Here is a 25,918-nt window from a genome sequence, read left to right on the forward strand (position 1 = left end):
ATTGTTAATTAAGAAAGCAGCAAATACCATTTGCTGCTTTTTTTATTATTATATCAGAACTTAACTATTAGAATTGCGCAGCAAACTCTTTAGCAAAATCTTCTAATTTTGTTTTTCCATCAACAGAAGCATTGACAGATAAGAAATGCGAAGCAATTTTTCCGCTTCGTAAACCAGCACCCATTTCGGTATAGAGTTGAGCAATTTCTTCAGGAACTCCCGCTTCAATCATGCCTCCAAGCGATTGTTCATCAGTAAATTCAACCCAAGGTAATTCAGGTTTTCCTATTGCAGTTCCAAATACCTTTGCCACTTCGCCCAAAGTACGAATATCACTCATTACATAACGAATGTTTTTTCCCGCTGGAATTTTTTGCAATTCTTCTGCCGCAGCATCTGCAATATCATCTGGATGCACCATTGGAAGCTGTAAATCAGCAGGATAATTACCGCCAATAATTCCCGCAGCATTTATCATCGGAACATTGCTGTAAAAGTTAGTATAAAAATAACCCGCTCTTAAAAATGTGATAGAAGTATCAAGAGCATTATACAATTGTTCAATATTGTATAAACCAGCTATTGGCCCCGTTCCGTTTGGTAAATCAGCACCAAAACTACTTAACATGACCACTCTTTTTATATTCGTTTCTTGAATTGCTTTTGCGTAAGCTTTACCTGCTTCTGTAGTATTGGCAATAACGTTTTGTCCGCCTAAATTTGGCGGCGTCATCGCAAACAAAGCATCAGCTCCGTTAATGGTTTGAGTTAAAAAATCACTGTCACTTACAGAACCTACAGCTGCTTCTGCGCCTAGAGCTTCAATTGCCGTTTTTTTATCGGCACTACTTGTTATTACCGTTACGTCGTGTCCGGCTTTAACCAATTTTGTCGTTAATGGTTTTCCTATGTTTCCTAATGAACCAGAAATTATAATTTTCATAATATATTTTTTTATTTGTTGAGACAAAGGTATATTTGTACTTACTTTTATACAAGTACTTACCCTAAAGTATGTATTATGACCGCAATTAAAGAATCATCGACCATTCAGGAAAATAAGCAGTATGCCTTAGATAAATGTCCTGTAACTTTTGTTATGGATAAACTAGGAGGCTACTGGAAACCTATTATTGTATATCATTTAGGTGAAGGCGATAAACGCTACAGTGAACTAAAAAGAGCCATTCCGGCAATAACCGAGAAAATGCTGATCCAGCATCTTAAACAATTAGAAGCCGATGGACTGGTGATAAGAGAAGCAAAACCTGTTGTACCGCCTTTTGTAACATACAGACTAAGCAATGCAGGTAAAGGATTAATGCCGGTTATAGAAGCAATGGCAGCTTGGACATTTAAAGTAAAAGACGGAGTTTTTGATTAATCTGGCTTTCGCCGAAATGCTAAATTCTAATCTTAAAATCGTACAAATCTTTCAGTAAAAAATGCATTTTTTCTAAAAGATTTAGACCAATGGGATGAAATTTTGAATTAGAAACACTAAAAGAGCCATTTGATGGTAAACATTTAACAAATAAGACTTGTGCTTAAAGTCAAATGTTAATATTTTTGTGCTGTGCGAAAAATTTCCCTGTACATATTAATCCTTTTGATCAATTTTAATAACTGCTTTTTTGGGCAGCTGTCTAAAATTCCGGTGCTTGTACAGCATTTTATGGAACATCAAGAAAGGTCAAACGGACAAGGGCTTGCCTTTACTGATTTTATCGCTATGCATTACTTGGGGCAGGACATCAACGATAACGATGATGAACGCGATATGCAGCTTCCATTTAAAAAAGTCGATCCACACTCGCAGCATCTTGTTTTTATTCCAAGTCGTATTTACACTTCCACATTACATATAATTCCAGTAGATTCTGAGTTTGTAAACAATTACAAACACGATTCTCATAGCAATCCTTATTTAGGAAGTCTGTTCAGACCTCCAATATCGTAATTCTTTTTATCGGAAGTAACAATGCCGTGCTGTTTAAACCGCGCGAGTATTGCATTTTAGTATTCCCAAAAAAGAAAATATGCTTAATAAAATCATACAATTTTCAGTTAATAATAAACTGGCGATTGGTATTTTTACATTGCTGTGGATTATCTACGGCGTGTTTGAAGTAACCCGTCTGCCAATCGATGCCGTACCTGACATCACTAATAATCAGGTGCAGATTATAACCACAGCTCCATCATTGGGAGCCGAAGACGTTGAACGTCTGATTACTTTTCCAATTGAACAAGCGGTGAGTAATATTCCGCAGTTAAAAGAAAGCCGAAGTATTTCAAGATTCGGATTATCAGTTGTTTCGATTGTTTTTGATGACGATACAGATGTCTACTGGGCGCGCCAGCAAGTAACCGAACGTTTACAGAAAGTCGAAATTGACGAAAATGCGAATATGCCCGAAATGGCACCCGTAACAACAGGATTGGGCGAAATCTACCAATACGTTTTAAAACCACAGCCCGGTTATGAAAGTAAATATTCATTAGCCGATTTACGAACAATTCAAGATTGGACTGTAAGAAGGCAATTATTAGGAACTCCCGGAATTGCTGATGTTTCAACCTTTGGAGGAAAGTTAAAACAATACGAAGTTGCCGTAAATCCTGCCCGATTAAAAGCGCAGAATTTAACCATAAGTGATGTGTTTACCGCTCTAAGCCGAAGCAATCAGAACACAGGAGGCGCTTATATTGAAAAAGGTCCAACGGTATCGTACATTCGAAGTGTTGGTCTTGCCAAAAAGATCGAAGACATTGAAAATATTGTCATTAAAACCACTCAGGCTGGCACTCCGGTTTTAGTTAAAAATGTGGCAGAAGTAAAATCATCTTCGGCTATACGTTACGGCGCTTTAACGACAGATGATATTGGCGAATCGGTTGGTGGAATTGTGATGATGCTGAAAGGCGAAAATGCCAGTAATGTCATTGAAAATGTCAAAACGAAAGTTTCTGAAATCGAAAAAATCCTTCCGGAAGGTCTTAAAATAGAACCTTTTTTAGATCGTACTAAAATGGTAGACAACGCCATCGGAACGGTTGAGCATAATTTGATGGAAGGTGCTTTGATTGTAGTGCTGGTTTTGGTTTTATTTCTAGGAAATTTGCGAGCTGGACTTATTGTAGCATCGGTAATTCCGTTGGCCATGCTTTTTGCCATTATTATGATGAATACTTTTGGCGTAAGCGGAAACTTAATGAGTTTAGGAGCACTTGACTTTGGACTTATTGTAGACGGTGCCGTAATTATTGTTGAAGCTATTCTGCATCACATTCATACATCTAAAAAATACAAAACTATCGACAACATTTCTCAGGAAGAAATGGACAAAGAAGTTTCGGGCTCGGCTTCGCGAATGATGAACGCGGCTGTTTTTGGCCAAATCATCATTTTGATAGTATATCTGCCGATTTTATCGCTTCAGGGAATTGAAGGTAAAATGTTCAAACCAATGGCTCAGACAGTTGCATTTGCTATTTTGGGAGCTTTTATATTATCGTTGACGTATGTGCCAATGGTAAGTTCGCTTTTCATCAGCAAAAAAATAAGCCACAAACTTAATTTTTCTGATCGTGTCATGCTGAAGTTAGAAAATTGGTACGAAAATGCGCTTACAAAAGCGTTGGCTGTCAAAAAAAGCATTGTCATTACGGCTGTTGTTCTATTTGGTTTCGCAGTATTTTTATTTGGATTAATGGGAGGAGAATTTATTCCGCAGTTAGAAGAAGGAGATTTTGCAGTTGAAACCCGAATGCTTTTAGGAACCAATCTTTCGACTACAACAGAAACAATTGTCAAAATTTCGGCTGAATTGAAAAAACAATATCCCGAAGTCAAAAAAGTCGTTTCCCGAATAGGAAGTGCCGAAATTCCGACTGACCCAATGCCAATTGAAGGGGGCGATATGATTATTGTTTTAAAAGACAAATCAGAATGGACAAGTGCAGCATCTTTCTCTGAATTAGCCGAAAAAATGGCAAAAACGGTGCAAGATGTTGCTCCAGGTGTTACAACAGGTTTTCAGTTCCCAGTGCAAATGCGTTTCAACGAATTAATGACAGGAGCGAAGCAAGATGTTGTTTGTAAAATATTTGGTGAAGATCTAAACAAATTGGATGAATATTCAGAAAAACTTGGAGCAATCAGCAAAACCGTAAAAGGAACAGCCGATTTATACGTGGAAAAAGTTACAGGAATGCCTCAAATTGTAATTGATTATAATTGGGCAGAAATGGCAAAATATGGTTTGTATGTACAAGACATTAATAGAACTGTAAATGCCGCTTTTGCAGGAGCTGTTGCCGGAAATATATATGAAGGTGAAAAACGTTTTGATCTTGTTGTACGTGTAGAAAACAGCGGAAGACAAGGAATTGAAAATGTTAGAAATCTTTTGGTGGCAACGCCTTCTGGAACACAGATTCCGTTATATCAAGTGGCGTCGGTGCAGGAAATTGAAGGTCCAAACCAGATTCAGCGAGAAGATGCCAAACGTAGAATTATCGTTGGTTTTAATGTTCGCGGACGTGACGTACAAAGTATCGTAAACGAATTACAGCAGAAAGTCAATGCACAGATCAAAATGGATCCCGGATATTATATTACGTATGGCGGTTCTTTCGAAAACTTACAGCAAGCCAAAAGCCGACTTGGAGTTGCTGTTCCTGCGGCGTTATTGATGATTTTTGCCTTATTGTATTTTGCTTTTAAATCATTTAAAGAAGGAATTATCATTTTTACAGCCATTCCGTTATCGGCAATTGGTGGTGTTTTTGCTTTATGGATGCGCGACATGCCGTTTAGTATTTCGGCAGGAGTTGGATTTATTGCGCTTTTTGGAGTAGCAGTTTTAAATGGAATTGTTTTAATATCAGAATTCAACCGAATTCAAAAACACGGTGAAATCAGAGATCCTTTTAATATCATTATCACAGGAACTAAAAACCGACTTCGTCCGGTATTAATGACTGCGGCGGTGGCTTCTTTAGGATTTTTGCCAATGGCGTTAAGCAACGGAGCAGGAGCAGAAGTACAGCGTCCGCTAGCAACCGTAGTAATCGGAGGATTGGTGACCGCTACATTATTGACTCTTTTTGTACTTCCAGCCATTTACCTGATGACGTATAGTATGAAATCTTTTAGAAAGAAAAAGAAAATGAAAAACATCACGAGCATTATTGTTGTGCTATTTCTGCTACAGGGTTTTAACGGAGTTTACGCACAACAGACAGAAAAAATTTCGCTGCAGCAATCTATTGAAATTGCGCTAAAAAATAACAGCAGAATCAAAGCAGCAAAGTTCAACGAAGAATCAAAAACGTTTTTGAATAAATCCGCTTATGATCTTCCCAAAACACAAATCGATGCCGATTACGGACAATTCAACAGCCGATTGAACGATACACGTTTTGGTATCAGTCAGACGATTAATTTCCCAACGGTATATTCTCGCCAGAAAAAGGCGTTTACGGCAGGAGCTGAAGCTGCAAAAACACAAAGCCAGCTGACGCAGCAGGAAGTAAAATCATCGGTTCGTAAATTATATTATGAATTGGTTTGGCTCAACAGCAAACGCGATCTTTTGCATTATGCGGACAGTATTTATCGTTTGATGGAAGAAAAATCACAACTGAGATTTAAAGCTGGAGAAACCAATGTTTTAGAAAAAAGTGCTTCACAATCGGCAAGACAATTTTATACCAATCAGTTGAATATGTTAGAGTTGGATGTTGATATTGCGCTTCGTTCGTTTAATGCATTGCTGCAAGATGACAAACAATATTCGCCTCAAAAAACAAACTTAAAAATGGATTCGGGACAGCTTTCGGAAGTTAAAAATACAGACGATTTACCTATGACAAAAGTTTGGAAACAAGAAGCCGAAGCCGCAAAATGGCGTTGGAAAACAGAGAAAGCGCGTTTAATGCCCGATTTAAATTTAGGTTATAACAATTTGAGTATTTCGGGTTTTCAAACCAATGCAGCAGGTCAGGAAGTGTATTATGATTCTGGCAACCGATTCAGTTACATCACAGCAGGAGTAAGTGTGCCGTTGTTTTTCGGGAGCCAATCTGCTAAAAGCAAAGCGGCAAAAGCTGAATACCAAAATCTAGAAGCACAATCAGAAGCGGTAAAAATTGAGGTTTCGGCACAAATACAAAATGCTTCCAAAGAAGTTCAGAAATTCAAACAAAGCCTTCAATATTATGAAAATGAAGGATTGGCAAACGCGCAGACAATTATTGATGCAGCCAACAGTCAGTTACGAAACGGAGATATTGATTATCTGCAATGGGTTTTGGTCGTAAATCAAGCCATTACGATTAAAAATGAACATTTGGATACGGTAAATAATTACAACAAGGCTTTGATAACCTTGCAAACGATAACAAACTTATAATGCAATGAAAAAGAAAATCATTTTTGCGTTTACAGCCATTTTGATGCTGGCAGCATGCGGTAAAAAAGAAGAAAATAAACCAACAGAAGCTGTAAAATTAGATTCTAATATCATAACCTTATCGGCTGAACAAGCTAAAAATGCTGGAATAATTACCGGAAATCCTGAAGAAAAAGAACTTAGCGCTATTGTACAGCTTCAGGGAGAAGTTACCGTGCCGCCAAACAGTCTGGTAAATGTCACTTTTCCGTTAGGAGGTTATATCAAAAAGACCAATATTGTAGCGGGAATGCATGTTCGAAAAGGGCAGGTTCTGGCTGTAATTGAAGACATGCAATACATTCAGCTGCAACAGGATTATTTAACTGCCAAAGAGCAGTTTAAAGCAGCGAATTTAGAATTCAGCCGTCAGAAAGAATTGAATGCGAAAAAAGCAAGCAGTGATAAAGTTTTTGAACAAGTTACAGCCGAACGAGAAACACAGCGAATTGCAATGGCATCATTGGCACAAAAACTGGAATTGCTGGGACTTAACGTAAATAGATTAACGGCTTCGACCATTACCAAAGCAATTAATGTGGTTTCTCCCGTAAATGGTTTGGTTTCGAAAGTAAACATCAATAACGGTAAATATGTTGCGCCAACGGAAATGCTTTTTGAATTGACGAATATTCAAGATGTAATGCTGACTTTTAATGTTTTCGAAAAAGATGTTCAGTCGCTTAAAGAAGGACAAAAGCTGGAAGTTTACAGCAATTCAAATCCAGAAAAGAAATTCAGTGCAAAAATTCAGTTTATCAATCACAGTTTGAATCAGGATCGTGCAGCCGAAGTTATCGCAAGATTAGATCGTTATGATCCTTTATTTCTGCCGGGACTTTTCGTAAATGCCGATATTCATATCAGCAATAAAAAACAGTTAACCCTGCCTGAAAATGCGATTGCAGACTGGAAAGGTAAAAGCTATGTTTTTGAAGATAACGGAAACAATAGCTATAAATTAGTAGAAGTAAAAGCAGGAATTGCTCAAAATGGATTCAAACAATTTTCTTCGGAAGTTATTACTGCTTCTTCAAAAGTAGTGATTAAAAATGCGTATACGCTTTTGATGAAAGCAATGAATGAAAGTGCACAATAAGTGTAAGTTCAAATTTTTAAATTCCAAATTCCAATTATTGGAACCGAAAATACAATTTAGTTTATAACGAAAAAGGCAGTGATATTTATGATCACTGCCTTTTTTAATTTTATTATTTATACCATAGCGTCTTTGTGGTAAAAAAACGTTATTACTCAACTCTTAAAAAGTCTTGACAAAACTCAACCCAACGGTTTTGGAGTTCTGATCGTAACTTGGCATTACGAAAGTTGTAGGTTTACTTTCTTGGTGATCATTACCAAATAAAGTTTTTGTAATATACGGATTCAGCCAATACGCCATTTTGGTACTTAAAATACCAATTCCGGCTCCGGCTGCGACATCCGTTAACCAATGTCTGTTGTTGTAAATTCTAAAAAGTCCTGTTCCGGTTGCTACGGCATAACCCGCAATTCCGTACCATATTGACTTATCTTTGTATTCCTGCCATAACATTTCGGCTCCGGCAAAAGCAGTTGCGGTATGTCCAGAAGGAAAAGAGTTTTTAGAACTTCCGTCAGGTCTTTCTACTTTGGTTATGGACTTTAAACTCATAACCGTTGCGGTCATAATAGCATACGAAGTTGCAAAAATTACCGTTCGATCTCGTAAACTGTGTTTGGCTTTTACGCCAAAAGCATCCAATGCAAAAACCGAAGCGGCGGGCGCCCACTGACTGAAATCGTCGATCGAAATTTTCTCGTCGATATCTTCTTTTACTTCATCACGAATTTGTGAATTCCAGCTTTTCAGCTGATCGCTCTCAATACCAATTACTCCATAACCAATAAGGGCAGTAGGAATAATAAGTTGTTTGTAACTGAATTTTGAAGGCTTAATAGTATCCGTTTGAATGCTATCATTTTGAACAGTTTCTTGCGCAGAAAGCGTACAAGTACAGATCAGCCACGATAATAAAACAATGCTTTTGTTCATTTTTGAGGAAATTTAAAGTAAGCGTAGTTTTATAGCAATAAGATTTCGATTAAATTATAAAGCGAAATTCTAATATGATTTTGAATTAATTTTGAATTTTAAAATTTGTAATTGTAACCAAAACGAACGACCTGAGTTTCGTAATAATCATGGCTTGTATAACTGAAATTGGTTCCGTTGATTTCTTTTTTAATTACCAGTGAATTCAATAGATCTGTGGCATTTACAAAGAATTCCCCTTTTCCTTTTTGAACAGCTTTTTTAATACCGGCATCTATCGAAAATCTAGCCTCGATTTTTCCCTGCGGAATAATATCGGGAGCTAGATAAACAGCCGATAATTGTCCTATAAATGTCTTAGAAAAATTGAACGTATTGTTCCATTTGATATTTCCAGTGGTAATGCTTTGCTTTTCATCTGAAAAAGTAATGGGCGAGGGATATAAAATATGAACCGTAAAAGCATTAATAACATTCTGATACAAATTTGCATTCAGGTTAAAAGAATACCATGCAAAAGGCTTTTTAGAAAAAATCATTTCCATTCCCGTCATAGAACTTTTTCCGGCGTTTTGAAATACATTATAAATCAAATCACTATTGGGTTGTGTTACAGCAATGCGCGTAATGGTTCCGTTGGCGAATTTGTTATACAGTGAAGCGAAAAAATAGCCATTATTGATAGAAGCTTTATAACCCAATTCCAGCGTATTGGTAAACTGCGGACGAAGTCCTGGATTTCCAACTTTGATAATTTCGGCATCATCGTATTTCGGAAATATTCGAATGTCTACTTCATTGGGACGATCGACTCTGCGGTTGTAAAAAAGCGATAATTTATGTGTGTCATTTATTTTGTAAGCTAGACGAACGTTCGGGAAAGGCTGAAAATAATTATATCCATCGCTTTTATAAGTCGGATGATTTGGATTTACTTTATATTGCAGGTTGATGTATTCCATTCGCAATCCGGCTTCGGCTTCAATTCGGTTCGATTCGAAAATGTAATTTCCATAAACAGCCGGAATAATTTCTTCATACGTGGCTTTTCCTCCGGCATTGCTGTCGATTGGAGAATTAGTTCCCGGAAAAAACTGCATGTTGGTGGGTATGTTTCGGCTTCTAATTTTGGCACCTGTTTCAAATCGGCCGTATTTTAAAGGTTTTGTATAATCTAAATTGATATCCAAAACACTTTCATCCGAAAGTAATTTAAATGCATCTTTTCCGGTAAAATCAGGCATTATGTTATCAAAGAAATATTTTTCGTTTTCTCTGTGAAAAGTATAATTAAGTCCCGCATTCAAAACATGACCTGCTTCTTTAAATTTATGCTGATAAGAAGTCGAAGCTGTAATGGTAGTTTTTAATTCATCTTCTATAAACTTCCATAAACGTTGTCTTTCAGAATAATCAGCATTGAAAAAAGGTTCTTCTCCGTGATCCAAAATTTTTTCACTTCCATATAAAGTAGAAAACGAAAAGTTATTATTTTCATTAATTGCCCAGTCGATTCCAGTTTTAAAAGTCGTAAACTGTGTGTCGCGATTTCGTTTCGTCTGCTGGTTTATAATCGTTCCGTCGTTGTAAGTTCGGGTCACGAATTCATTTTTGTTGAGCGTTTCGGTATACAGATAATCGCCTTGAAAATAAATATTGACTTTTTCTTTTTTATAATTTAAGGAAAGAGAAGGGTTTATTTTCGGAGTAACCTTGTATTGAGGCGTAATGGTTGGCAGATTGGCTTTTCGTTCCCACAAAGAACCATAACCAGATGTAAGGCCTATTTTTCCGTTAAAACCTTCTTGTTTGTTCTTTTTGTAAATGATATTGATAATTCCGGCATTTCCGTTTGCATCGTATTTAGAAGAAGGATTATTGATGATTTCAATTTTTTCAATTGCTGATGCCGGAATATTATCCAGACCCGTTTGACCATTAAATCCGGTTAAAGCAGTCTGTTTTCCATCAATTAAAATCATGACTTTGTCATTTCCTCTTAAAAGAAGTTTTCCATCTTGAGTCGTTACACCCGGAAGATTCTGCATGGCTTGTAAAACTGAACCTCCGCTTTGCGTAATATTATCACTCATATTGAAGCTTTTTTTATCCATTTTATTGGTAACGGATTCTTGCTTGGAATTGACCACAACTTCGTTAAGAGTTTGTGCATCTTCAGATAAAGTTATATTGTCAATGTTTAAGTAATCCGACATAGAACCCACAAATAGACTTTGGGTTTTAGTCATAAAACCAACAGAACTGACTTCTAGAATATAATTTCCGGGTTTGATATTTTCGATGGTAAAGATTCCTTTTTCATTGGTAACGGTTCCGGCTGCGACTTTTTGATCTTTTGATTTTAGAATGACATTGGCGTACGGAAGTGCCGTTTTAGCAGTATTGTCTTTTATGGTTCCTGAAATCGTGACCGTTTTAGTCTGCGCGGTGCTCAAAATGCAAAACAGCACGCATACAATACTAGAGATAGTTTTTAGTGGAAGAATGGCTTTTAGAAAATTCACGATTGTATATTTTAAAATTTATACAGCGAATTTCTAATGTGATTTTGGATAAAATTTGAATTTTAGAATTTTACAGTAAAATGATGGAGATTTTCATCAAACGTATAGACCAAATCCCAGTTGTTGAGTTCAGTAATTTTTTTAACAATAGCCAATCCAAGTCCATTTCCTTGAGAAGAAGGATCGGATTTTGAAAAACGATTGAAAAGTTTTTCCGAATTTAAAGCGGCATTTTTTCCTGTATTCGAAAAAGTAAGGGCATCAGAAGTGGTTGAAATATTGATTTTTCCGCCTTTAACATTATGACGAATGGCATTTAAAAACAAATTATTAATCAAGACTTCGATTAAAACAGTATTCGAATGAATAGTAATATCGGTTTCGGTTTCAATATTTACAGATAAATGCTTGGATTCGGCTTGTTCGATAAAAAAGTCCAAATGACGATTTAGGGAAGCATCCAGAGAAATAGTCGTTTTTTCAAAATAACTGTTATTATCAATTTTAGACAATAGCAGCAGGTTTTTATTCAATCGGTTCATTCGCGAAACATCATTGTTCAGCGAACCTAAAAGTTCTGACTGTTCTTCAGATAAATCAGGAAATTGGGATAATGTATCGATTTTACTTTGAAAAAGTGCCAACGGAGTCTGCAATTCGTGGGCGGCATTTTCTATAAATTCTCTTTGGCTTTTATAAATAGCAGTATTTTTTTCGATAAGACGTTCCAAACTTTTGTTCAAACGATCAAATTCGTCAATATCAGTTTCAATAAACTGAGGTGCTTTGTTTTTATCAATTTCAAAATCCTGAATTTGTTCAAGCGTGTTATAGAAAGGTTTCCAGATTTTGGCCGCTGTAGCTTTTGAAATCCAAATAATCCCAATCATTAAAATAATAATCACACATAAAAACATGACGGCAATGCTGTAAACCATGCCCTCCATTTCGACCATATTGCTTCTTTCGATATACGTGTATTTCTTTCCGTTGATTTGAACTGGTGTGTAAAGCACGCGAAAAGGTTCTTTTTCATTGGCAATAGAATCGAACAGCATTTTGCTTACAATCGAATCTTTTTTTACGCCCATATCGGCCACGATATCAACATTTCGGTTGTATTTGTTCCAGGCTGCAATATCTGATTCGGTATAACTTTTATGGCTTTGTTTGATAAAAGAACCTTTATGAAACAGGAGTACTTCATCGGTTTCATAAATATAAAGCCATTGGCTGATCGCATAAAAAACAGGAGCACTAAGCAGTAAAATAATTACGGCATAAACCAGAAAACTACTGGTGGTTGTATTTAGTAATTTTTTATTCTTCATGCCATTTATAACCTAAACCATAAATTGTTTTAATGTAATCACCGCTTCCGGCTTTGGTTAGTTTCTTTTTTAAATTTTTGATATGTGCGTAAACAAAATCATGATTATCAAGCATATCTGCCATGTCTCCAGACAAATGTTCGGCAATTGCGCCTTTTGATAAAACTTTATTCTGATTTCCGATTAAAAATAGTAAAAGATCGATTTCTTTTTTGGTAAAATCAGCGGGTTTATTTTGTACCGAAACCGTTTTGGCAAATATATCAATACTAATTTCATTAAAGACAACATTATTACTGCCTTTGAAGTTTTTTCGTCGTACAAGTGCCTGAATACGCACCAGAAGTTCCGATAAATGAAAAGGTTTGGTCAAATAATCGTCGGCACCGAGAGTAAAACCTTCAATTCGGGTATCCAGAGTTTCTTTTGCCGAGATGATAATTACGCCGTCTGTTTTTTGTTTGTTTTTGAGTTCTTTCAAAATATCAAAACCATCTCCATCGGGAAGCATTAAGTCTAATAATATGCAGTCATAATCGTAAATGCTTATTTTTTCGAGAGCAGTTTTGTAGTTGCCAGCCATTTCACAATGCACACCATTTGGCTGAAAGTAGTTCTTAATACTTTGAGTCAATTCACGTTCGTCTTCTATTATCAGGATTTTCATAATGCAATTTAGCAAATCAATTTTGAATGAATTTTGAATTTTTTCAAATTGATGCGGTTTCGAAGTGTTTTTTAAAACAAAAAACCTGCAGATAAATCTTTCTGCAGGTTTGTATTTTACTGATTAAGCCATTTTACGAGATCTTTAAGCATTTCGTGGTTAATAGTATGATCTTCATTATACTGATGAAATTCAGGTTCGAGATTTTTTGATTTCAAATATTCCTGAGCATCCAGCGCATATTGAAATTGTAAAACGTGATCTTGGTTTCCATGTGAAATAAAAATGCGTAATGGTTTTAACTGATCTTCAGAAGCAATAATTGGTTTTATTTCCGGAAGCAGTCGGCCGCTCATTACGGCAATACCTTTTATTTTATCAGGCTGTGTAAGAGCTGCGCTGTAACTCATAATTCCACCTTGGCTGAAACCTGCCAAATACACTTTGTTTTCATCAAATGATTGTTCGGTTTTTAAATCATCAATAAATTCAAGAATGGCAATTCGGGCTGCTTCGGCTTGTTTTTCATTGATGATAGGTTTTCCAGTTGAAAAATCTACTTGAAACCAAGCAAAACTGATAGGTCCAAATGTCAGCGGACCTCTGGCAGAAACTACCAGATATTGATCTGGTAATGCATCAGCAAAGGAAAACATATTTTGTTCGTTACTGCCCACTCCGTGAAGCAGAATTACCAAAGGCGGTTTTTCAGATTTTATTTTAGGCTGCCTTACTTTGTAATACAGTTTTGGTTTTTGAGCTATTGTGTTCATTTTTACATTAAAACTAGAGATGGTTATAATCAGAATAAAGGCGGAAGAAAGGAATAAAAACTTTTTCTTCATTAGGCTTTGTCAATTTTAACCGACATCATATTTAATGATCCTGCCAGAATGCTGTCGTTAAAAATGGTTGTTTTTTCGTCTTTTTCTTGTAAAGCCAAGGTGTAAATCAAAGGCATGTAATGTTCTGGAGTAGGAACTGCCAGCAGGAATTCTTTCCCTTGTTTTTCAAAATTGATTAAAGATTGGTGATCGCCTTCTAAAATCATTTTTTTCATTTTTTCATTGGCAACAGTCGCCCAGTCATAAGCATATCCAACTTCGTTCATTTTATCCCACGCCGCCATTCTAAGGTTGTGAACCGTATTACCGCTTCCAACAATTAAAACTCCTTTATGACGAAGTGCCGCAATTTCTTTGGCTAAAGCATAATGATACGAAGCAGGTTTGGTGTAATCAATACTCATTTGGATAACAGGAATATCAGCATTTGGATATAAAAACTTCACAACTGTCCAACAACCGTGATCGAGTCCCCAATTGTGATCTAAACCAACAGGAACTGATGTAATTAGTTTTTGAGTTTCCAAAGCTAGTTCAGGACTTCCCGGAGCGGGATATTCGACATCAAATAAAGCCTGTGGAAATCCTCCAAAATCATGAATGGTTTTAGGCTGTTCCATTGCGGTTACAAATGTTCCTTTTGTTTCCCAGTGTGCCGAAATACATAAAATGGCATTTGGTTTTGGAAGGTCTTTGGCTATATTTTGAAATCCTCTTGTAAAAGTATTATCGTAAAGCGCATTCATTGGATTACCATGTCCTAGAAACAGCACAGGCATTCTAGGCGTGGCTTCAAAACTTTTTGCTGCTTTTTGCAGGTCAGTAAGTTGTAAAGCGCTTGCTCCTAAAGGCAAAATGGCCATGGCTTTTAAAAAATCTTTGCGTTCCATAAAATTTAGGTGGATGATTAGGATGCAAATTTCGGTATAATGTCAAGAAATGAGGTAACACAAATCGGAAGAATGATTGTGTTTTTAGGAAATGAGTTTCGACATATCATCTCTAAATTCGGTTGGCGTCATTCCTGATTTCTTTTTAAAAGCGTGGGTGAAATATGTTTTTTCTTTGAATCCGAGTTCGAAACCAATTTCAGAAATCGTTTTGTCAGTTGTAATTAAAAGGTTTTTGGCTTCCGTCAATTTTCGGGTTTCTATAATTTCAGAAACACTCTGCTGTAAGATATTCTGGCAGATGTTGTTTAGGTTTCGAACTGTCATGAATAATTTTTCGGCATAAAAATGAACGTCTTTGGGCTGTTTGTAATATTCTTCAAGAAGACGAAGGAAATTTCTAAAAGTTGATCCTTGTATTTTTTTAGATTCTTCGTTGTTGAGATTTAGCTTTCGTCTTTCCGATTCAATTATGGTAAATAAGGCGCTAAGTAATTGTCGGATTACGGCAAGATCGGGTCTTTCCTGCTGATATTCATCATAAATGATTTCGCAGATTGTAGCAAGTCTTCCAAAACAATTGTGTTCAGGCATTTCGACATTAGCATTTTCATGAAAAGAAGCATAGAGCTGAAATGCCGATTCTGCTACAAATTCACTTTTAAAACGCAAAACCCACATATCACATTTTCCGTCTTTTGGCAGTGGTTTTGCCCGATGCACTTTTCCGCGTGTTACAAAACTTATAAATGGAGCATCAATAAGGTGAGACTGAAAATCAATAAAATGTTCCAGCCGTCCTTCTTTTCCAATAATTAATTCTTCAAAATCATGATAATGGGGTTCGTTTACAGAACGCTGAATTTTATCGGATTCTGCAATATTAATTTTGAAAATCTTAAAGATTTCTTCCATTTTTAATTGTGTGTTAAAAAATTAAAAGTACAAATTTGTAATGGATTTGCTTGAAATACATATTGCATTTCTTCATTTAAACTTCATATTCAATTTATAATTTTAGGTAATGATTTTATAATTGTCAATTGAAAATTAGTTTTTTATGGTAATTGAATCTAGAATAAAAATAATACTGACACCCAATTTGTATTATTTGACATTTCCAAATTATTAGTGTCAAAAGCCATGTACGGCACAATGATTGCGGTACAATTGTTTTTTTTAACAATTTAATCAAACAATAGAATATGTAATGAAAATCGACTCTCATAATAAGGCCGTGATACTCAGTATACTGCCTGTATTTTTTTTAATTTCGGGTTTTTTGTCGCTCGAAAGACTGCCAATAACATTTTACAAAATCGAGACTTACGAAATTTTGACTATGTTCATTGGCTTATTTGCAGTTAGTTATTTATTTCTCAAAGACTTAGTTTCGGTCCTGATTAGTATTGGCTGTTCGCTAAATGTAATGTTTGGAGTACTTTTTTTTATCGATTTATTTGAAGTAGAGTATTCATCATTATTAACAGCGGCCATCATTTTAAGCTTAGGATTTTCGCTGCTGGTAAATACGATACTACTGTATTCTGTACATCAAAATAAAAAATCTTCAGAAACGGATGCAAAATTGGCAGTTAGACAAGCAGTGTCAGTAAATTTTTGGACAGTTGTACTTTCCTTTATCACTTTACTGCTGTTGCTTGTTTGGGGGTTCCAGATTCAGTTTGTCCCGTTTAAAGATTTTGTGTGGGTGTCAGCTGCAGGATTATCAATAGCAGTCATTAATGCTTTTATGCTTCTGCCTGTTTTAGGCAGTTTGTCATTAGGTCATATTAATGAAGAACGCCAGCAAGACGATTTGAAACTTTCTTTTTCAGAAAGAATACTTCAAAAAGCAAATGACAAGATCGAGAAAGGTATTACTGCATTGGTTAAAGCAGTAAGTGTTGTGCTGACTCATAAAATCATCAGTACTTTGACCGCCATATTGGTTACAGCCTGTCTGGTTTTAGAATTAACCATAGAAAATGCCGAAGATTACTATTTCATGATTTTGGGATTAGTGTATTTTCTCTTTATTGTAATGCGTTACAAGAGTTATATTTTGGCATCGGCGCCATTTTTATCGCTTATTTTTAGTTATTTCCTGCTTTCTTATGTTTGTAAGATATTAGTTTGGAATTCAGAGAGTTTAATGCAGATTTCTTTCTTTGGAGGTATAACTATCGCAGCAATTGCAGCTTTTCTTCAAACCGATACGGCATTCGGTTATTATAAAAATGCCTCAAAAACTCAAGATGCAGTAGTAAATGCTACGGCAAAAACATTCTTTATGGTTTTGGCTTCAGGTCTGGTAATGGTAATTTTCCTAATACTGGCAGTCCATTTTAACGATTTACATAAAGAATCTTTTCAGGATTTAATGGTTATGGGAACCTTTATTATAGGTTCTAGTGTTTTGACCTTATTTCCAGGTACAGCGCTTTTAAAAACAGCATTCAGTTGTTATGAATCGTTTAGAAAGCCCAATAAAAAAAGAATAAAAAGCGTTTATATGTAATAATCAGCAACTGATTATACAAACGCAAGCAGAAACAAAAAACAAAAACAATGAATGCAGTAATAACAGCAGTTGGAGGTTATGTACCGCCTGCTATCCTCAATAATAAAAAAATTTCAGAAACAGTTGATACTTCTGAAGAATGGATCGAAAAAAGAACAGGAATTTTAGAACGCCGTATTGCCGACGATAATGTAGCAACTTCTGATCTTGCTTGTGCCGCTATCGATAACTTGATAAAAAATTATAAAGTAGACCGCGAGGAAATCGAAGTACTTATTTTAGCAACTGCCACTCCAGACCATATTTTAGCTCCAACAGCAAGTAAGGTTTGCGAAATGAGTGGTTTAACAAATGCCTTTGGACTAGATCTTAATGCGGCTTGCAGCGGATTTTTATATGCTCTTGAAATGGGCGCGAATATGATTGAAAGCGGACGTTATGAAAAAATAATGGTCGTAGGTGCCGATAAAATGAGCTCAATTGTAGATTATGAAGACAGAAATACTTGTATTCTTTTTGGCGATGGAGCAGGAGCGGTTTTATTGGAAAAAACAGAATCTGGTTACGGATTAATGAAAAGTATTCTTCGTACTGATGGAAGCGGAACAGCATCATTGTTAGTTCCTGCTGGAGGTTCTAAAGAGCCGGCTGCTATGCAGAGTCTTTTACACAGAGATCATTATTTGAAACAAGATGGTTCTTTTGTATTTAAAAGAGCGGTTGCTTCTATGAGCCAGGTTTCTCAAGATGTTTTGGCTAAAAACAAATTAGATTCTGATGATATTGACTGGGTTGTGCCGCATCAGGCAAATTTAAGAATCATAAATGCAGTGGGCGAAAGCTTAAATATTCCTTCGGAAAAAGTAAAAGTAAATATCCAGCGTTATGGAAATACAACATCGGCAACGATTCCATTGTGTTTATGGGATTTTAAAGATGATTTTAATGAAGGACAAAAATTACTGATTACTACTTTCGGAGCAGGATTCTCTTGGGGAGCTGCGTGTTTGAAATGGGGTGTGATGCGTGAGAAAAGAGACGTTGAAACTTTTGCAAAAACTGCTGAGATAGAAAGTGTTTTAATAGAACAGTAATTTTTCATTTTAAAACAAACAAAGAGAAAAGCCTTTAGTTCATTCTAAAAGGCTTTTCTCTTTTTATTGGTGATAGAATTAAAACGATTATTTTTTATCGTCTGAAATTATTAAAGTAGAAGGAATATTAGACAGCCAAGGGCTTTTTGTATCCATTAGATGTTTCCAGCTGTCAATGCTGATTACCATAAGATTCTGGTTTTCCAAGAAATCTTTATCTATTGTTTGTTCTTTTTTAAAGGAAAGCTGATTGGGTGCTGCCTGCTCCATTAATCTAATTCTTTCTTTGGTGTCTAAATCGGCTTCGATATTTCCTTGGGCGTCTAGAATAATAATTCTGGGATCGATATTATGAATGAATTTCTGAACGTAATTTTCAATTAATTCCCAGTCTTTTGTTTCAAAAAGCGGAATGAAAATCGTTGAGATATCCGTTAAATCTTTATCAATTAAAATTCCAACTGGAATCTGCGATTTGGCGATAATCTGCCTTGTACCGTCATCAAATGGAGCAGATTCAAGGATGTTTTCTTTTCCGGTAACGGTATTCAAAATCTTTTCAGGATTAATCATCCGAGTTGTAAAACCAAGAACACGTCCCAGCAAACTTCCTTCATAAATGGACTGCCCAAGACCAATAAGCAGTAAATCATTTTTACTTTTATTCGCGACATTTACGATTTCGTTATCAATATCGGCAGAAGCTTTAAACATCGTTGTAATATTTCGGTTTAAAGCAGTTGATTCATCAATGACTTCTTTGAATTTTTCAATCTCGTAAGTATCTGTGTTGTAATGATGTATTTGTTCGATTGGAAGCAAATGCATGGCTGTAATTTCAGAACTTTCGGCTCTTTTATTCGTAAGGCCGTCGGCAACTTTAAGTAAGGCTCTTCCAGATTCTGGTCGGTCAAATGACAATAAGATTCTGTATTTGTTTTTTAAGATGATATCTTCTTCCGTATCGTCTTTACTGGATTTAAAAAACCAGTTAATCAAATCCAAGGTAGGTCCAGTCATAAATGTTGTTGCAAGTGCCATAATGACCATCATAGAGAATAATTCTGGAGTTAAAACGCCTAAATCGTAACCAATATTTAAAGCTACTAATTCAGTTAAACCTCTGGTATTCATCAATGCTCCGATTGATAAACTGTCTTTCCAGCTCTGACCCACAAATTTGGCGGCCAGCGTACTGCTCAGAAACTTACCAGCTACAGCTACCAAGAAAATCAATCCAGCGATTTTCCATAAATAAGGTTCGTTTAATAAACCTATTTGGGTTCTTAAACCTGTAAATACAAAGAATAAAGGCAGTAAAAGCACCAATGCAACGTCTTCCACTTTTTCAATGAATAAATTCCTGAATCGGATATTTTCAGGCATAATTGCTCCGGCAATAAATGCTCCAAATAAAGCGTGAATACCAATAATCTCAGTTAAATAAGAAGATACAACCAAGGTCAGGAAAAAAATTGCAACGATTGGTTTGCTTAATTTGTCAGTTGCTGCATATAAATCACCAATTCTTTTTAGGAACGGACGAACAACTTTTATCATTAAAAATACATATCCTAAAGCTAAAAGAACGGTGTAAATAGCGCTTCCAAATGAACCTGCTTTTACAATGGCAATTACAACTGCCAGAATACACCAAGCAGTAATATCGTCTGCTGCAGCGCAGGTAATTACAATAGTTCCTAATCTTGTTTTATGAATACCGCGTTCCTGCACAATTCTTGCTAAAACTGGAAAAGCTGTAATACTCATGGCAATTCCGGCAAATAATCCGAATGAAGTAAACTGAACATCGGCAGGAGCAAATTCATCGTAAATAAAATAGGCGAGACCCATTCCTAAAACGAAAGGTATAATGATACTGGCGTGGCTTATGACAACAGCGTCGTGGGCTTTGTTTCTTAAGATTTTCATATCGATCTCCATACCTACGATGTACATAAAAAGAATCAGACCAATCTGGCTTAGGAATTGAAGGTTACCAAGTGATTCTGTGGGAAAAAGTACGGCTGAAAATTCAGGGAAATACATTCCAATTAAGGAAGGCCCCATTACAATTCCCGCAATCATTTCCCCAATAACGGCAGGTTGTTTCATTTTAATGCAGATCCATCCAAAAATACGCGCCACAAAAATTATGGTAACAATCTGAGCTAGTAAAAGCGCCAGCGGGTGGTGTAAGTTTTTAATAAGAGAATCAAGAAATTCATTCCATTGGCTTTTATCTGAGGTGGGTATTTTAAGGTTTCTTCCCGTTTCTAATTTTACGCCCATTAGAATAATCCAATACATTAAAACAGAGAATCCCCCAATAATGCCGACATAAAAAATAGTGTTTCTAAACTTTTTCATTCCTTGATTAATTTGATATTCTCGACTACGGTTTTTAGTCATTAAAAGTACTCAAAAACTGTTTGGCTTATCGAGATGGGTTTATAAATTCTGCGCAATTTTATAACAAAATAGACGGACGGCAAATGCACATAATCCAATTTTGTAATAAGCTAGAAAAAAATTGTAATGAAATAAGGACGTGCAGGAAGATGCTGCTAAAACCAATTCGTATTTTGACTGAGAAAGATTGTTAAAAACTTTATTCTATACAGTAAAAAATCCCGCTTTTGGGCGGGATTTAAACATGACAATTCTAAGGCAATATTTGAACTTAATCCAAATCTGAAACTTTTAGCGAATCAACTTTATAAATATTGGCTTGTGGTGGATCTTTTCTGTAATCTTCGTCATCACAGTGCGGTGCGCAGCTGTAATTAAGAAGCGAGATTAATAGCACGAGTACGGAAATTCTTAAAGTTTGATTTTTCATGGGGATAATTTTATATTTTGTGAGATAATTATTTCAATTCGAAAATATAAATCTCATATACACCGTTTTTACATAATTATTGTCCAATGTTATAGAATTTACACTAAGGTGTTTTTTCTCTTCCCCATAAAATGACTTCCAATTTATCTGCATAATGAATAATGTCAGGATAGGTATTAGCGGTATAGTTTCCGGCTTGATAAAAAACTTCTTTTATCAAAATATCCAAACCTCGAAGATTCCATTCTTTATGATGTATATCAAAACGATACAGTTCATCATTAATCATTTCATATAAAGCATGACGTTCGGTAAGCCAGGTATCTAATATCGTTTTATTTTTTAAAGGTATATTCTGTCTCATAACCATATCAAGCTGATGGTTTAGTTCATCATTTTTAGATTGAAGATGATTTCCAGAGCGTATTATTTCTGATTTTTGATAAGGCAGACCTATAAAAATTTTTGAAAGCAGAACTTGAATCAATTTATTAGTTTCAATTGAAAAAAGATAAATACCTTGAATTCCATCTTTCTTGACATACGTTCTTAGATTTATTTCTTGAAAATTAGAGATATACGGAAAAGCTGGTAAGTTTCTCAACCGCATGTTTTTTACTTCGAATGATACAAGTGAGATCCAGGCCATATTGTTGAAAGTGTCAATCTCAAGCCCGTCTGGAATGTATTCTTCAATAAAATAGAGGGGAATTTCCCAGTGAAAAAATACAGTAGTATGCCATTCCTGATAATATTTCCATTTTTTCTGCGGAAGAGGATAATATCTGTTCGAACTATCGGATAATATGTTATCTACGGTACTCATATTGAGAAATTAAACGGATATGCCGCTATGACTAAATAGGTTATAATAATGATACTCATTACAAAAATTACTACAGTAAGTATGGTAAGTAATAAAGTTGAATATAAATACCTGCCTTCCTGAAGTAATTTATGAGCTTGTTTGTATTTCCAATAGGATAAAACAATTGTTAGTGCTCCGGTAAGTACAAGTGCAATACCAATCACAATTGTGAAACCGTTTTTTGGAATATTAGATTCTTGAAATAATGACGCTGGCAGCTGATTGACAAACAAAGAAAATTTTACAATCACAAATCCAAAAACCATGATTCCAATTCCGGTTCTTATCCAAGACAAAAATGTTCTTTCATTTGACATGTGCTCATTAATCATTTGTTTGTTATTTTTCTCCATAATGGTATTATTTTTTAATTCTTAATTTAAATTTAAAAACTCTTCATTTATTCTTTTTATACTATGAATTGCAAATTTTTATAAAATATCTACTTGATTATTAAGGTTTTATTTGAAATAAAAAAACACCTGTGCACAAACACAGATGTTTTTCAGATAAAGAATGAAAAAGTATTAAACAGGTATTTTAATTGTATAAGTTTGGTTCGCGCTGCCAGAAACGGTGCATTTTCATGGCATTTATAAATTCCTTGGCAAAACCAGCTGTTGCTATTTCGCTAGTCATTACAATTCCCGAATCAAAATTGGTAATTTCCGCAATAAAAGGCGCATTGCTTACTATTTTAGAAGCCTCACCATCAGCACCAATTACTTTGCAGTGTTTATAGGCATCGTTAAGGAATTCCTGAACTTCACCGCTGTCTGCTATTTCGCTTAAATCGGATCCGTGAGGGACATAAATGGCATCAAACAATACAGATGAAGCAGTTAAAAAACTGAAATCTGCAGTTATGGCTCCGCCGGTATCCGTAGAGATTGATCCTAAGTTTGGTGCAATGATGCTTGCCTGAGCTTTTTCTTTTAAAAGCGCATTTTTAATATTGTTAACTGCTTTTTCTGAAACGCCGTTCGTACAGATCACAGCTACTTTTCTTGTTTCAATGGTTGGAGAATTTGTTGGATTTTTAATCATACTTAAGGCAGCAGATTCTTTTACCGATTGTTTACTCGTAGTTGGTTCTTGGTTTCCACCTTCATTTTCAGGAGAAACACCTTTATTCATTGGAGTTTCTGGTGATGCTGGAACTTTCTCACCCAATCCTACAGCTACTTTTTCAGCCAGTTTTTTATCAACTTGAGATAATAATCCCAGCACTCGAACTCTTACAGCAGAAGATTTTACTTTTCCAAGTTCAAAACGCAGGGCTTTTACAATATGGCTTTTTTCTTCATCAGTCTGGCTGTTGAAAAATAATTTCGCTTGCCCAAAATGGTCGTTAAAACTTTCGCTTCTTTCACGCACTTTATGAGCATCAACACGTTCGTTAAAACTCGAAAAACCACCATCTTTAATCATTGCCTGATATGGGCAGCCGCCTCCAAGCGAATTAGGGTGGTAACTAACTTGTCCTTTATTAATTTCCTGACGCATATGACCGTCACGCTGATTATTGTGAACAGGAGCAATGCTTCTATTGATCGGAATTTCATGAAAGTTAGGGCTTCCTAATCTAGAAAGTTGTGTATCAGTATAAGAAAATAATCTTCCTTGTAATAATGGATCGTTTGTAAAATCAATTCCAGGCACAATGTGTCCGGGATGAAAAGCGATTTGTTCCGTTTCAGCAAAGAAATTTTCAGGGTTTTTGTTTAGTACCATTTTCCCAATTATGGTAACGGGAACTAGTTCTTCGGGAACGATTTTGGTAGGATCCAATAAATCAAATTCGTATTTGTGCTCATCTTCAGTAGGAATGATTTGAACACCCAATTCCCATTCTGGAAAATTCCCAGATTCGATCGCTTCCCATAAATCTTCTTTATGGAAATCTGAATTTTTTCCTGAGATTTTCTGCGCTTCGTCCCAAGCAACTCCATGTGTTCCCAGTTTAGGTTTCCAATGGAATTTTACAAAAACAGATTCATTTTTAGCATTCACCAATCGGAAAGTATGCACTCCAAATCCTTCCATCATTCGAAAGCTTCTTGGAATCGCTCGATCAGACATGACCCACATAATCATGTGCATAGATTCTGGCATGAGTGAAATAAAATCCCAAAAAGTGTCATGTGCAGAGGCTGCTTGAGGCATTTCGTTGTGAGGCTCAGGTTTTACAGCATGAATTAAATCTGGAAATTTGGCTGCATCTTGTATAAAAAATACGGGAATATTATTGGCAACTAAATCATAATTCCCTTCTTGAGTGTAAAATTTAACGGCAAATCCTCTGGCGTCTCGAGCAAGATCAGTAGATCCTTTCGATCCAGCAACAGTTGAGAATCGAACAAATACAGGTGTTTTTTGTCCCATTTCCTGAAGAAAACCTGCTTTGGTTAATTCTGGAATTGGATTGGTCACTTCGAAATAACCGTGCGCTCCTGAACCTCTTGCGTGAACAATTCTTTCTGGAATTCGCTCATGGTCAAAATGCGTAATTTTTTCTCTTAAAATAAAGTCTTCTAATAATGAAGGTCCTCTTTCGCCAGCTTTAAGCGAGTTGTTGTCATCATTGATTTTAACACCTTGATCAGTAGTCAAAAACTGGTCGGTTCCGTCAGATATATTTTTTGATAAGTCGCGCTGTTTTTCGTCTTGAAAATTTTCCATAAAATATCTTAATTAGTTAAATTTTTTTGAAGTTATTAGAATATTTTTTCAATTGTTAAATGCAGATTTATAAATAGTTACAATTGGTCTGATATTCTTCTTCAAAATTAATTCATAAGATTTTTATGATTTTATAAAATTAGAATTGTATGTTCTACAATTGCCATAAAGAATTAAATCCAGTCTCCCGAAGCATTATAATCGTCAGGAAGATAGGTAAGGTATTGCACCATTCTTGGTTTTTCTCCAGTATTTGCCGTTGCACAATGAGGCAGTCTGCTGTCCCAAATGATAAAATCTCCCGCATTGGCTGCAATAGGTCTGGCTTGTTCATTTAGTATTTTATCCCGTGGATTTTCATGCGGTTTAAGTTCGTCCAGCCATTGGTTAATTCGATTATGAAATCCTGGAACACAGTGAAAAGCACCATCATCTGATCCGCAGTCAGTAAGATAAAATAATCCCTGCAGTGAAGATATAAGAGGTTTTCTTAAGCTCATATCCCAATGAAGCGGACTTCCTAAAAAGATAAAATCATTTGTTTCCGGCGGATTGAAACTTACTTTATCTATCGTTTTGTATATTTTAGTGGTTTTGTAAAGTTGCTCATATGCTTTTTTTACTCGTGGCGAAAAACGGTTGCGGTTTAAGGTTTCATGATCCGAAAAGTTAAGCATTAATCCTTTTTGATCTTCATGTCGAATGTACCAGCTTCGCTTGTCGTTAGGATTAATTTTTAAATATTCCCAAATAGCCTTTTGTGTTTTTTCGCAGTCTTCTTTCGAAATAGCATTTTTAACTACGATATAACCATTTTGATTCCAGAATTCAAGGTCTTCTTCAGAAAGGACATTTTCGGATAAATCTTCTATGGCATAAAAAGTATCTCTTTTTCGATTGTTTATCCAATTTTTAAACGATTCAAAATCTGGCTTTTCTAAGTGTAAATAACGCAGCGTATCTTCCATACCAATTCCTAATTGATACAAAGTTTTAATTTCATTGTCCCAATTGGAATGATCGGTTTTTGCCGATTCAGGTTCTACAGCACGTTTCCATAAAGGTTCAAGCACAGTCCAAGGCATAAGTTTTGTTTTTTGGTTGATACAAAGCCAAAAATAAGGCATTTCGAATTTTGTATGAAAAGTAAAAATACC

The 25,918-nt window shown here is 35.6% G+C and carries 19 protein-coding genes; 6 read left to right on the forward strand and 13 right to left on the reverse strand.

Going from position 1 to position 25,918, the window contains the following annotated elements; translation table 11 throughout:
* Nucleotides 1–67: 67 nt before the first annotated feature.
* Nucleotides 68–943, reverse strand: a complete 876-nt coding sequence (locus J0383_RS21545) for an NmrA family NAD(P)-binding protein (RefSeq protein ID WP_207296009.1) — start codon at nucleotides 941–943, stop codon at nucleotides 68–70.
* 78 nt (nucleotides 944–1,021) lie between these two features.
* Here J0383_RS21545 and J0383_RS21550 point away from each other — a divergent pair, with 78 nt between their 5' ends.
* From J0383_RS21550 to J0383_RS21565, 4 genes are all read left to right on the forward strand, one after another.
* Nucleotides 1,022–1,384: a winged helix-turn-helix transcriptional regulator gene (locus J0383_RS21550; RefSeq protein ID WP_207296010.1), complete on the forward strand. Its 363-nt coding sequence runs from the start codon at nucleotides 1,022–1,024 to the stop codon at nucleotides 1,382–1,384.
* A gap of 291 nt (nucleotides 1,385–1,675) precedes the next feature.
* Entirely contained in the window at nucleotides 1,676–1,960 is a 285-nt protein-coding gene (locus tag J0383_RS21555; protein ID WP_207296011.1) for a hypothetical protein, read from the forward strand.
* Between the two features lie 79 nt (nucleotides 1,961–2,039).
* Nucleotides 2,040–6,419: a CusA/CzcA family heavy metal efflux RND transporter gene (locus J0383_RS21560; RefSeq protein WP_207296012.1), complete on the forward strand. Its 4,380-nt coding sequence runs from the start codon at nucleotides 2,040–2,042 to the stop codon at nucleotides 6,417–6,419.
* Nucleotides 6,420–6,423: 4 nt separating this feature from the next.
* Nucleotides 6,424–7,557, forward strand: coding sequence for an efflux RND transporter periplasmic adaptor subunit (locus J0383_RS21565; protein ID WP_207296013.1), 1,134 nt, complete (start codon nucleotides 6,424–6,426; stop codon nucleotides 7,555–7,557).
* 162 nt (nucleotides 7,558–7,719) lie between these two features.
* On the opposite strand, the gene J0383_RS21570 is transcribed toward J0383_RS21565, so the two are convergent.
* From J0383_RS21570 to J0383_RS21600, 7 genes are all read right to left on the reverse strand, one after another.
* Nucleotides 7,720–8,493 (reverse strand): phosphatase PAP2 family protein, encoded by a 774-nt coding sequence (locus tag J0383_RS21570; protein WP_207296014.1) that lies wholly within the window; start codon nucleotides 8,491–8,493, stop codon nucleotides 7,720–7,722.
* A gap of 98 nt (nucleotides 8,494–8,591) precedes the next feature.
* Entirely contained in the window at nucleotides 8,592–11,018 is a 2,427-nt protein-coding gene (locus J0383_RS21575) for a TonB-dependent receptor domain-containing protein (RefSeq protein WP_239023146.1), read from the reverse strand.
* Nucleotides 11,019–11,080: 62 nt separating this feature from the next.
* Entirely contained in the window at nucleotides 11,081–12,349 is a 1,269-nt protein-coding gene (locus J0383_RS21580; RefSeq protein ID WP_207296015.1) for a sensor histidine kinase, read from the reverse strand.
* A complete protein-coding gene (locus tag J0383_RS21585) occupies nucleotides 12,339–13,016 on the reverse strand; it encodes a response regulator transcription factor (protein ID WP_207296016.1) in 678 nt (225 codons plus the stop codon). Before J0383_RS21585 ends, J0383_RS21580 begins: the two co-directional genes overlap by 11 nt.
* Before the next feature lie 116 nt (nucleotides 13,017–13,132).
* Nucleotides 13,133–13,789 (reverse strand): alpha/beta hydrolase, encoded by a 657-nt coding sequence (locus J0383_RS21590; protein WP_239023148.1) that lies wholly within the window; start codon nucleotides 13,787–13,789, stop codon nucleotides 13,133–13,135.
* A gap of 71 nt (nucleotides 13,790–13,860) precedes the next feature.
* Entirely contained in the window at nucleotides 13,861–14,751 is an 891-nt protein-coding gene (ygiD, locus tag J0383_RS21595; protein ID WP_207296018.1) for a 4,5-DOPA-extradiol-dioxygenase, read from the reverse strand.
* 84 nt (nucleotides 14,752–14,835) lie between these two features.
* Complete coding sequence (locus tag J0383_RS21600) at nucleotides 14,836–15,666, reverse strand: helix-turn-helix domain-containing protein (RefSeq protein ID WP_207296019.1); 831 nt, start codon at nucleotides 15,664–15,666, stop codon at nucleotides 14,836–14,838.
* Between the two features lie 514 nt (nucleotides 15,667–16,180).
* Between J0383_RS21600 and J0383_RS21605 the strand changes: the two genes are divergently transcribed.
* The gene (locus J0383_RS21605) at nucleotides 16,181–17,272 is read left to right on the forward strand and encodes a hypothetical protein (protein ID WP_207296020.1); all 1,092 of its coding nucleotides are present in this window, start codon (nucleotides 16,181–16,183) and stop codon (nucleotides 17,270–17,272) included.
* A gap of 50 nt (nucleotides 17,273–17,322) precedes the next feature.
* Nucleotides 17,323–18,369: a beta-ketoacyl-ACP synthase III gene (locus tag J0383_RS21610; protein ID WP_207296021.1), complete on the forward strand. Its 1,047-nt coding sequence runs from the start codon at nucleotides 17,323–17,325 to the stop codon at nucleotides 18,367–18,369.
* Between the two features lie 87 nt (nucleotides 18,370–18,456).
* On the opposite strand, the gene J0383_RS21615 is transcribed toward J0383_RS21610, so the two are convergent.
* The 5 genes from J0383_RS21615 to J0383_RS21635 all read right to left on the reverse strand — a co-directional run bounded on the left by J0383_RS21615 (nucleotide 18,457) and on the right by J0383_RS21635 (nucleotide 25,846).
* A complete protein-coding gene (locus J0383_RS21615) occupies nucleotides 18,457–20,739 on the reverse strand; it encodes a cation:proton antiporter domain-containing protein (protein WP_207296022.1) in 2,283 nt (760 codons plus the stop codon).
* A gap of 575 nt (nucleotides 20,740–21,314) precedes the next feature.
* Complete coding sequence (locus tag J0383_RS21620; protein WP_207296023.1) at nucleotides 21,315–22,037, reverse strand: YqjF family protein; 723 nt, start codon at nucleotides 22,035–22,037, stop codon at nucleotides 21,315–21,317.
* Nucleotides 22,034–22,432, reverse strand: coding sequence for a YidH family protein (locus tag J0383_RS21625; protein ID WP_207296024.1), 399 nt, complete (start codon nucleotides 22,430–22,432; stop codon nucleotides 22,034–22,036). Before J0383_RS21625 ends, J0383_RS21620 begins: the two co-directional genes overlap by 4 nt.
* Before the next feature lie 187 nt (nucleotides 22,433–22,619).
* Complete coding sequence (locus tag J0383_RS21630) at nucleotides 22,620–24,761, reverse strand: catalase (protein WP_207296025.1); 2,142 nt, start codon at nucleotides 24,759–24,761, stop codon at nucleotides 22,620–22,622.
* Between the two features lie 173 nt (nucleotides 24,762–24,934).
* Entirely contained in the window at nucleotides 24,935–25,846 is a 912-nt protein-coding gene (locus tag J0383_RS21635; RefSeq protein ID WP_207296026.1) for a phytanoyl-CoA dioxygenase family protein, read from the reverse strand.
* Nucleotides 25,847–25,918: the final 72 nt, after the last annotated feature.

The organism is Flavobacterium endoglycinae (genome assembly GCF_017352115.1).
Lineage (GTDB): Bacteria > Bacteroidota > Bacteroidia > Flavobacteriales > Flavobacteriaceae > Flavobacterium > Flavobacterium endoglycinae.

Coding starts and splice junctions, on each gene's coding strand:
- J0383_RS21545 (WP_207296009.1), bottom strand. CDS start 943: ATGAAAATTATAATTTCTGGTTCATTAGGAAACATAGGAAAACCATTA.
- J0383_RS21550 (WP_207296010.1), top strand. CDS start 1,022: ATGACCGCAATTAAAGAATCATCGACCATTCAGGAAAATAAGCAGTAT.
- J0383_RS21555 (WP_207296011.1), top strand. CDS start 1,676: ATGGAACATCAAGAAAGGTCAAACGGACAAGGGCTTGCCTTTACTGAT.
- J0383_RS21560 (WP_207296012.1), top strand. CDS start 2,040: ATGCTTAATAAAATCATACAATTTTCAGTTAATAATAAACTGGCGATT.
- J0383_RS21565 (WP_207296013.1), top strand. CDS start 6,424: ATGAAAAAGAAAATCATTTTTGCGTTTACAGCCATTTTGATGCTGGCA.
- J0383_RS21570 (WP_207296014.1), bottom strand. CDS start 8,493: ATGAACAAAAGCATTGTTTTATTATCGTGGCTGATCTGTACTTGTACG.
- J0383_RS21580 (WP_207296015.1), bottom strand. CDS start 12,349: ATGAAGAATAAAAAATTACTAAATACAACCACCAGTAGTTTTCTGGTT.
- J0383_RS21585 (WP_207296016.1), bottom strand. CDS start 13,016: ATGAAAATCCTGATAATAGAAGACGAACGTGAATTGACTCAAAGTATT.
- J0383_RS21590 (WP_239023148.1), bottom strand. CDS start 13,789: ATGAACACAATAGCTCAAAAACCAAAACTGTATTACAAAGTAAGGCAG.
- ygiD (WP_207296018.1), bottom strand. CDS start 14,751: ATGGAACGCAAAGATTTTTTAAAAGCCATGGCCATTTTGCCTTTAGGA.
- J0383_RS21600 (WP_207296019.1), bottom strand. CDS start 15,666: ATGGAAGAAATCTTTAAGATTTTCAAAATTAATATTGCAGAATCCGAT.
- J0383_RS21605 (WP_207296020.1), top strand. CDS start 16,181: ATGTTTGGAGTACTTTTTTTTATCGATTTATTTGAAGTAGAGTATTCA.
- J0383_RS21610 (WP_207296021.1), top strand. CDS start 17,323: ATGAATGCAGTAATAACAGCAGTTGGAGGTTATGTACCGCCTGCTATC.
- J0383_RS21615 (WP_207296022.1), bottom strand. CDS start 20,739: ATGAAAAAGTTTAGAAACACTATTTTTTATGTCGGCATTATTGGGGGA.
- J0383_RS21620 (WP_207296023.1), bottom strand. CDS start 22,037: ATGAGTACCGTAGATAACATATTATCCGATAGTTCGAACAGATATTAT.
- J0383_RS21625 (WP_207296024.1), bottom strand. CDS start 22,432: ATGGAGAAAAATAACAAACAAATGATTAATGAGCACATGTCAAATGAA.
- J0383_RS21630 (WP_207296025.1), bottom strand. CDS start 24,761: ATGGAAAATTTTCAAGACGAAAAACAGCGCGACTTATCAAAAAATATA.
- J0383_RS21635 (WP_207296026.1), bottom strand. CDS start 25,846: ATGCCTTGGACTGTGCTTGAACCTTTATGGAAACGTGCTGTAGAACCT.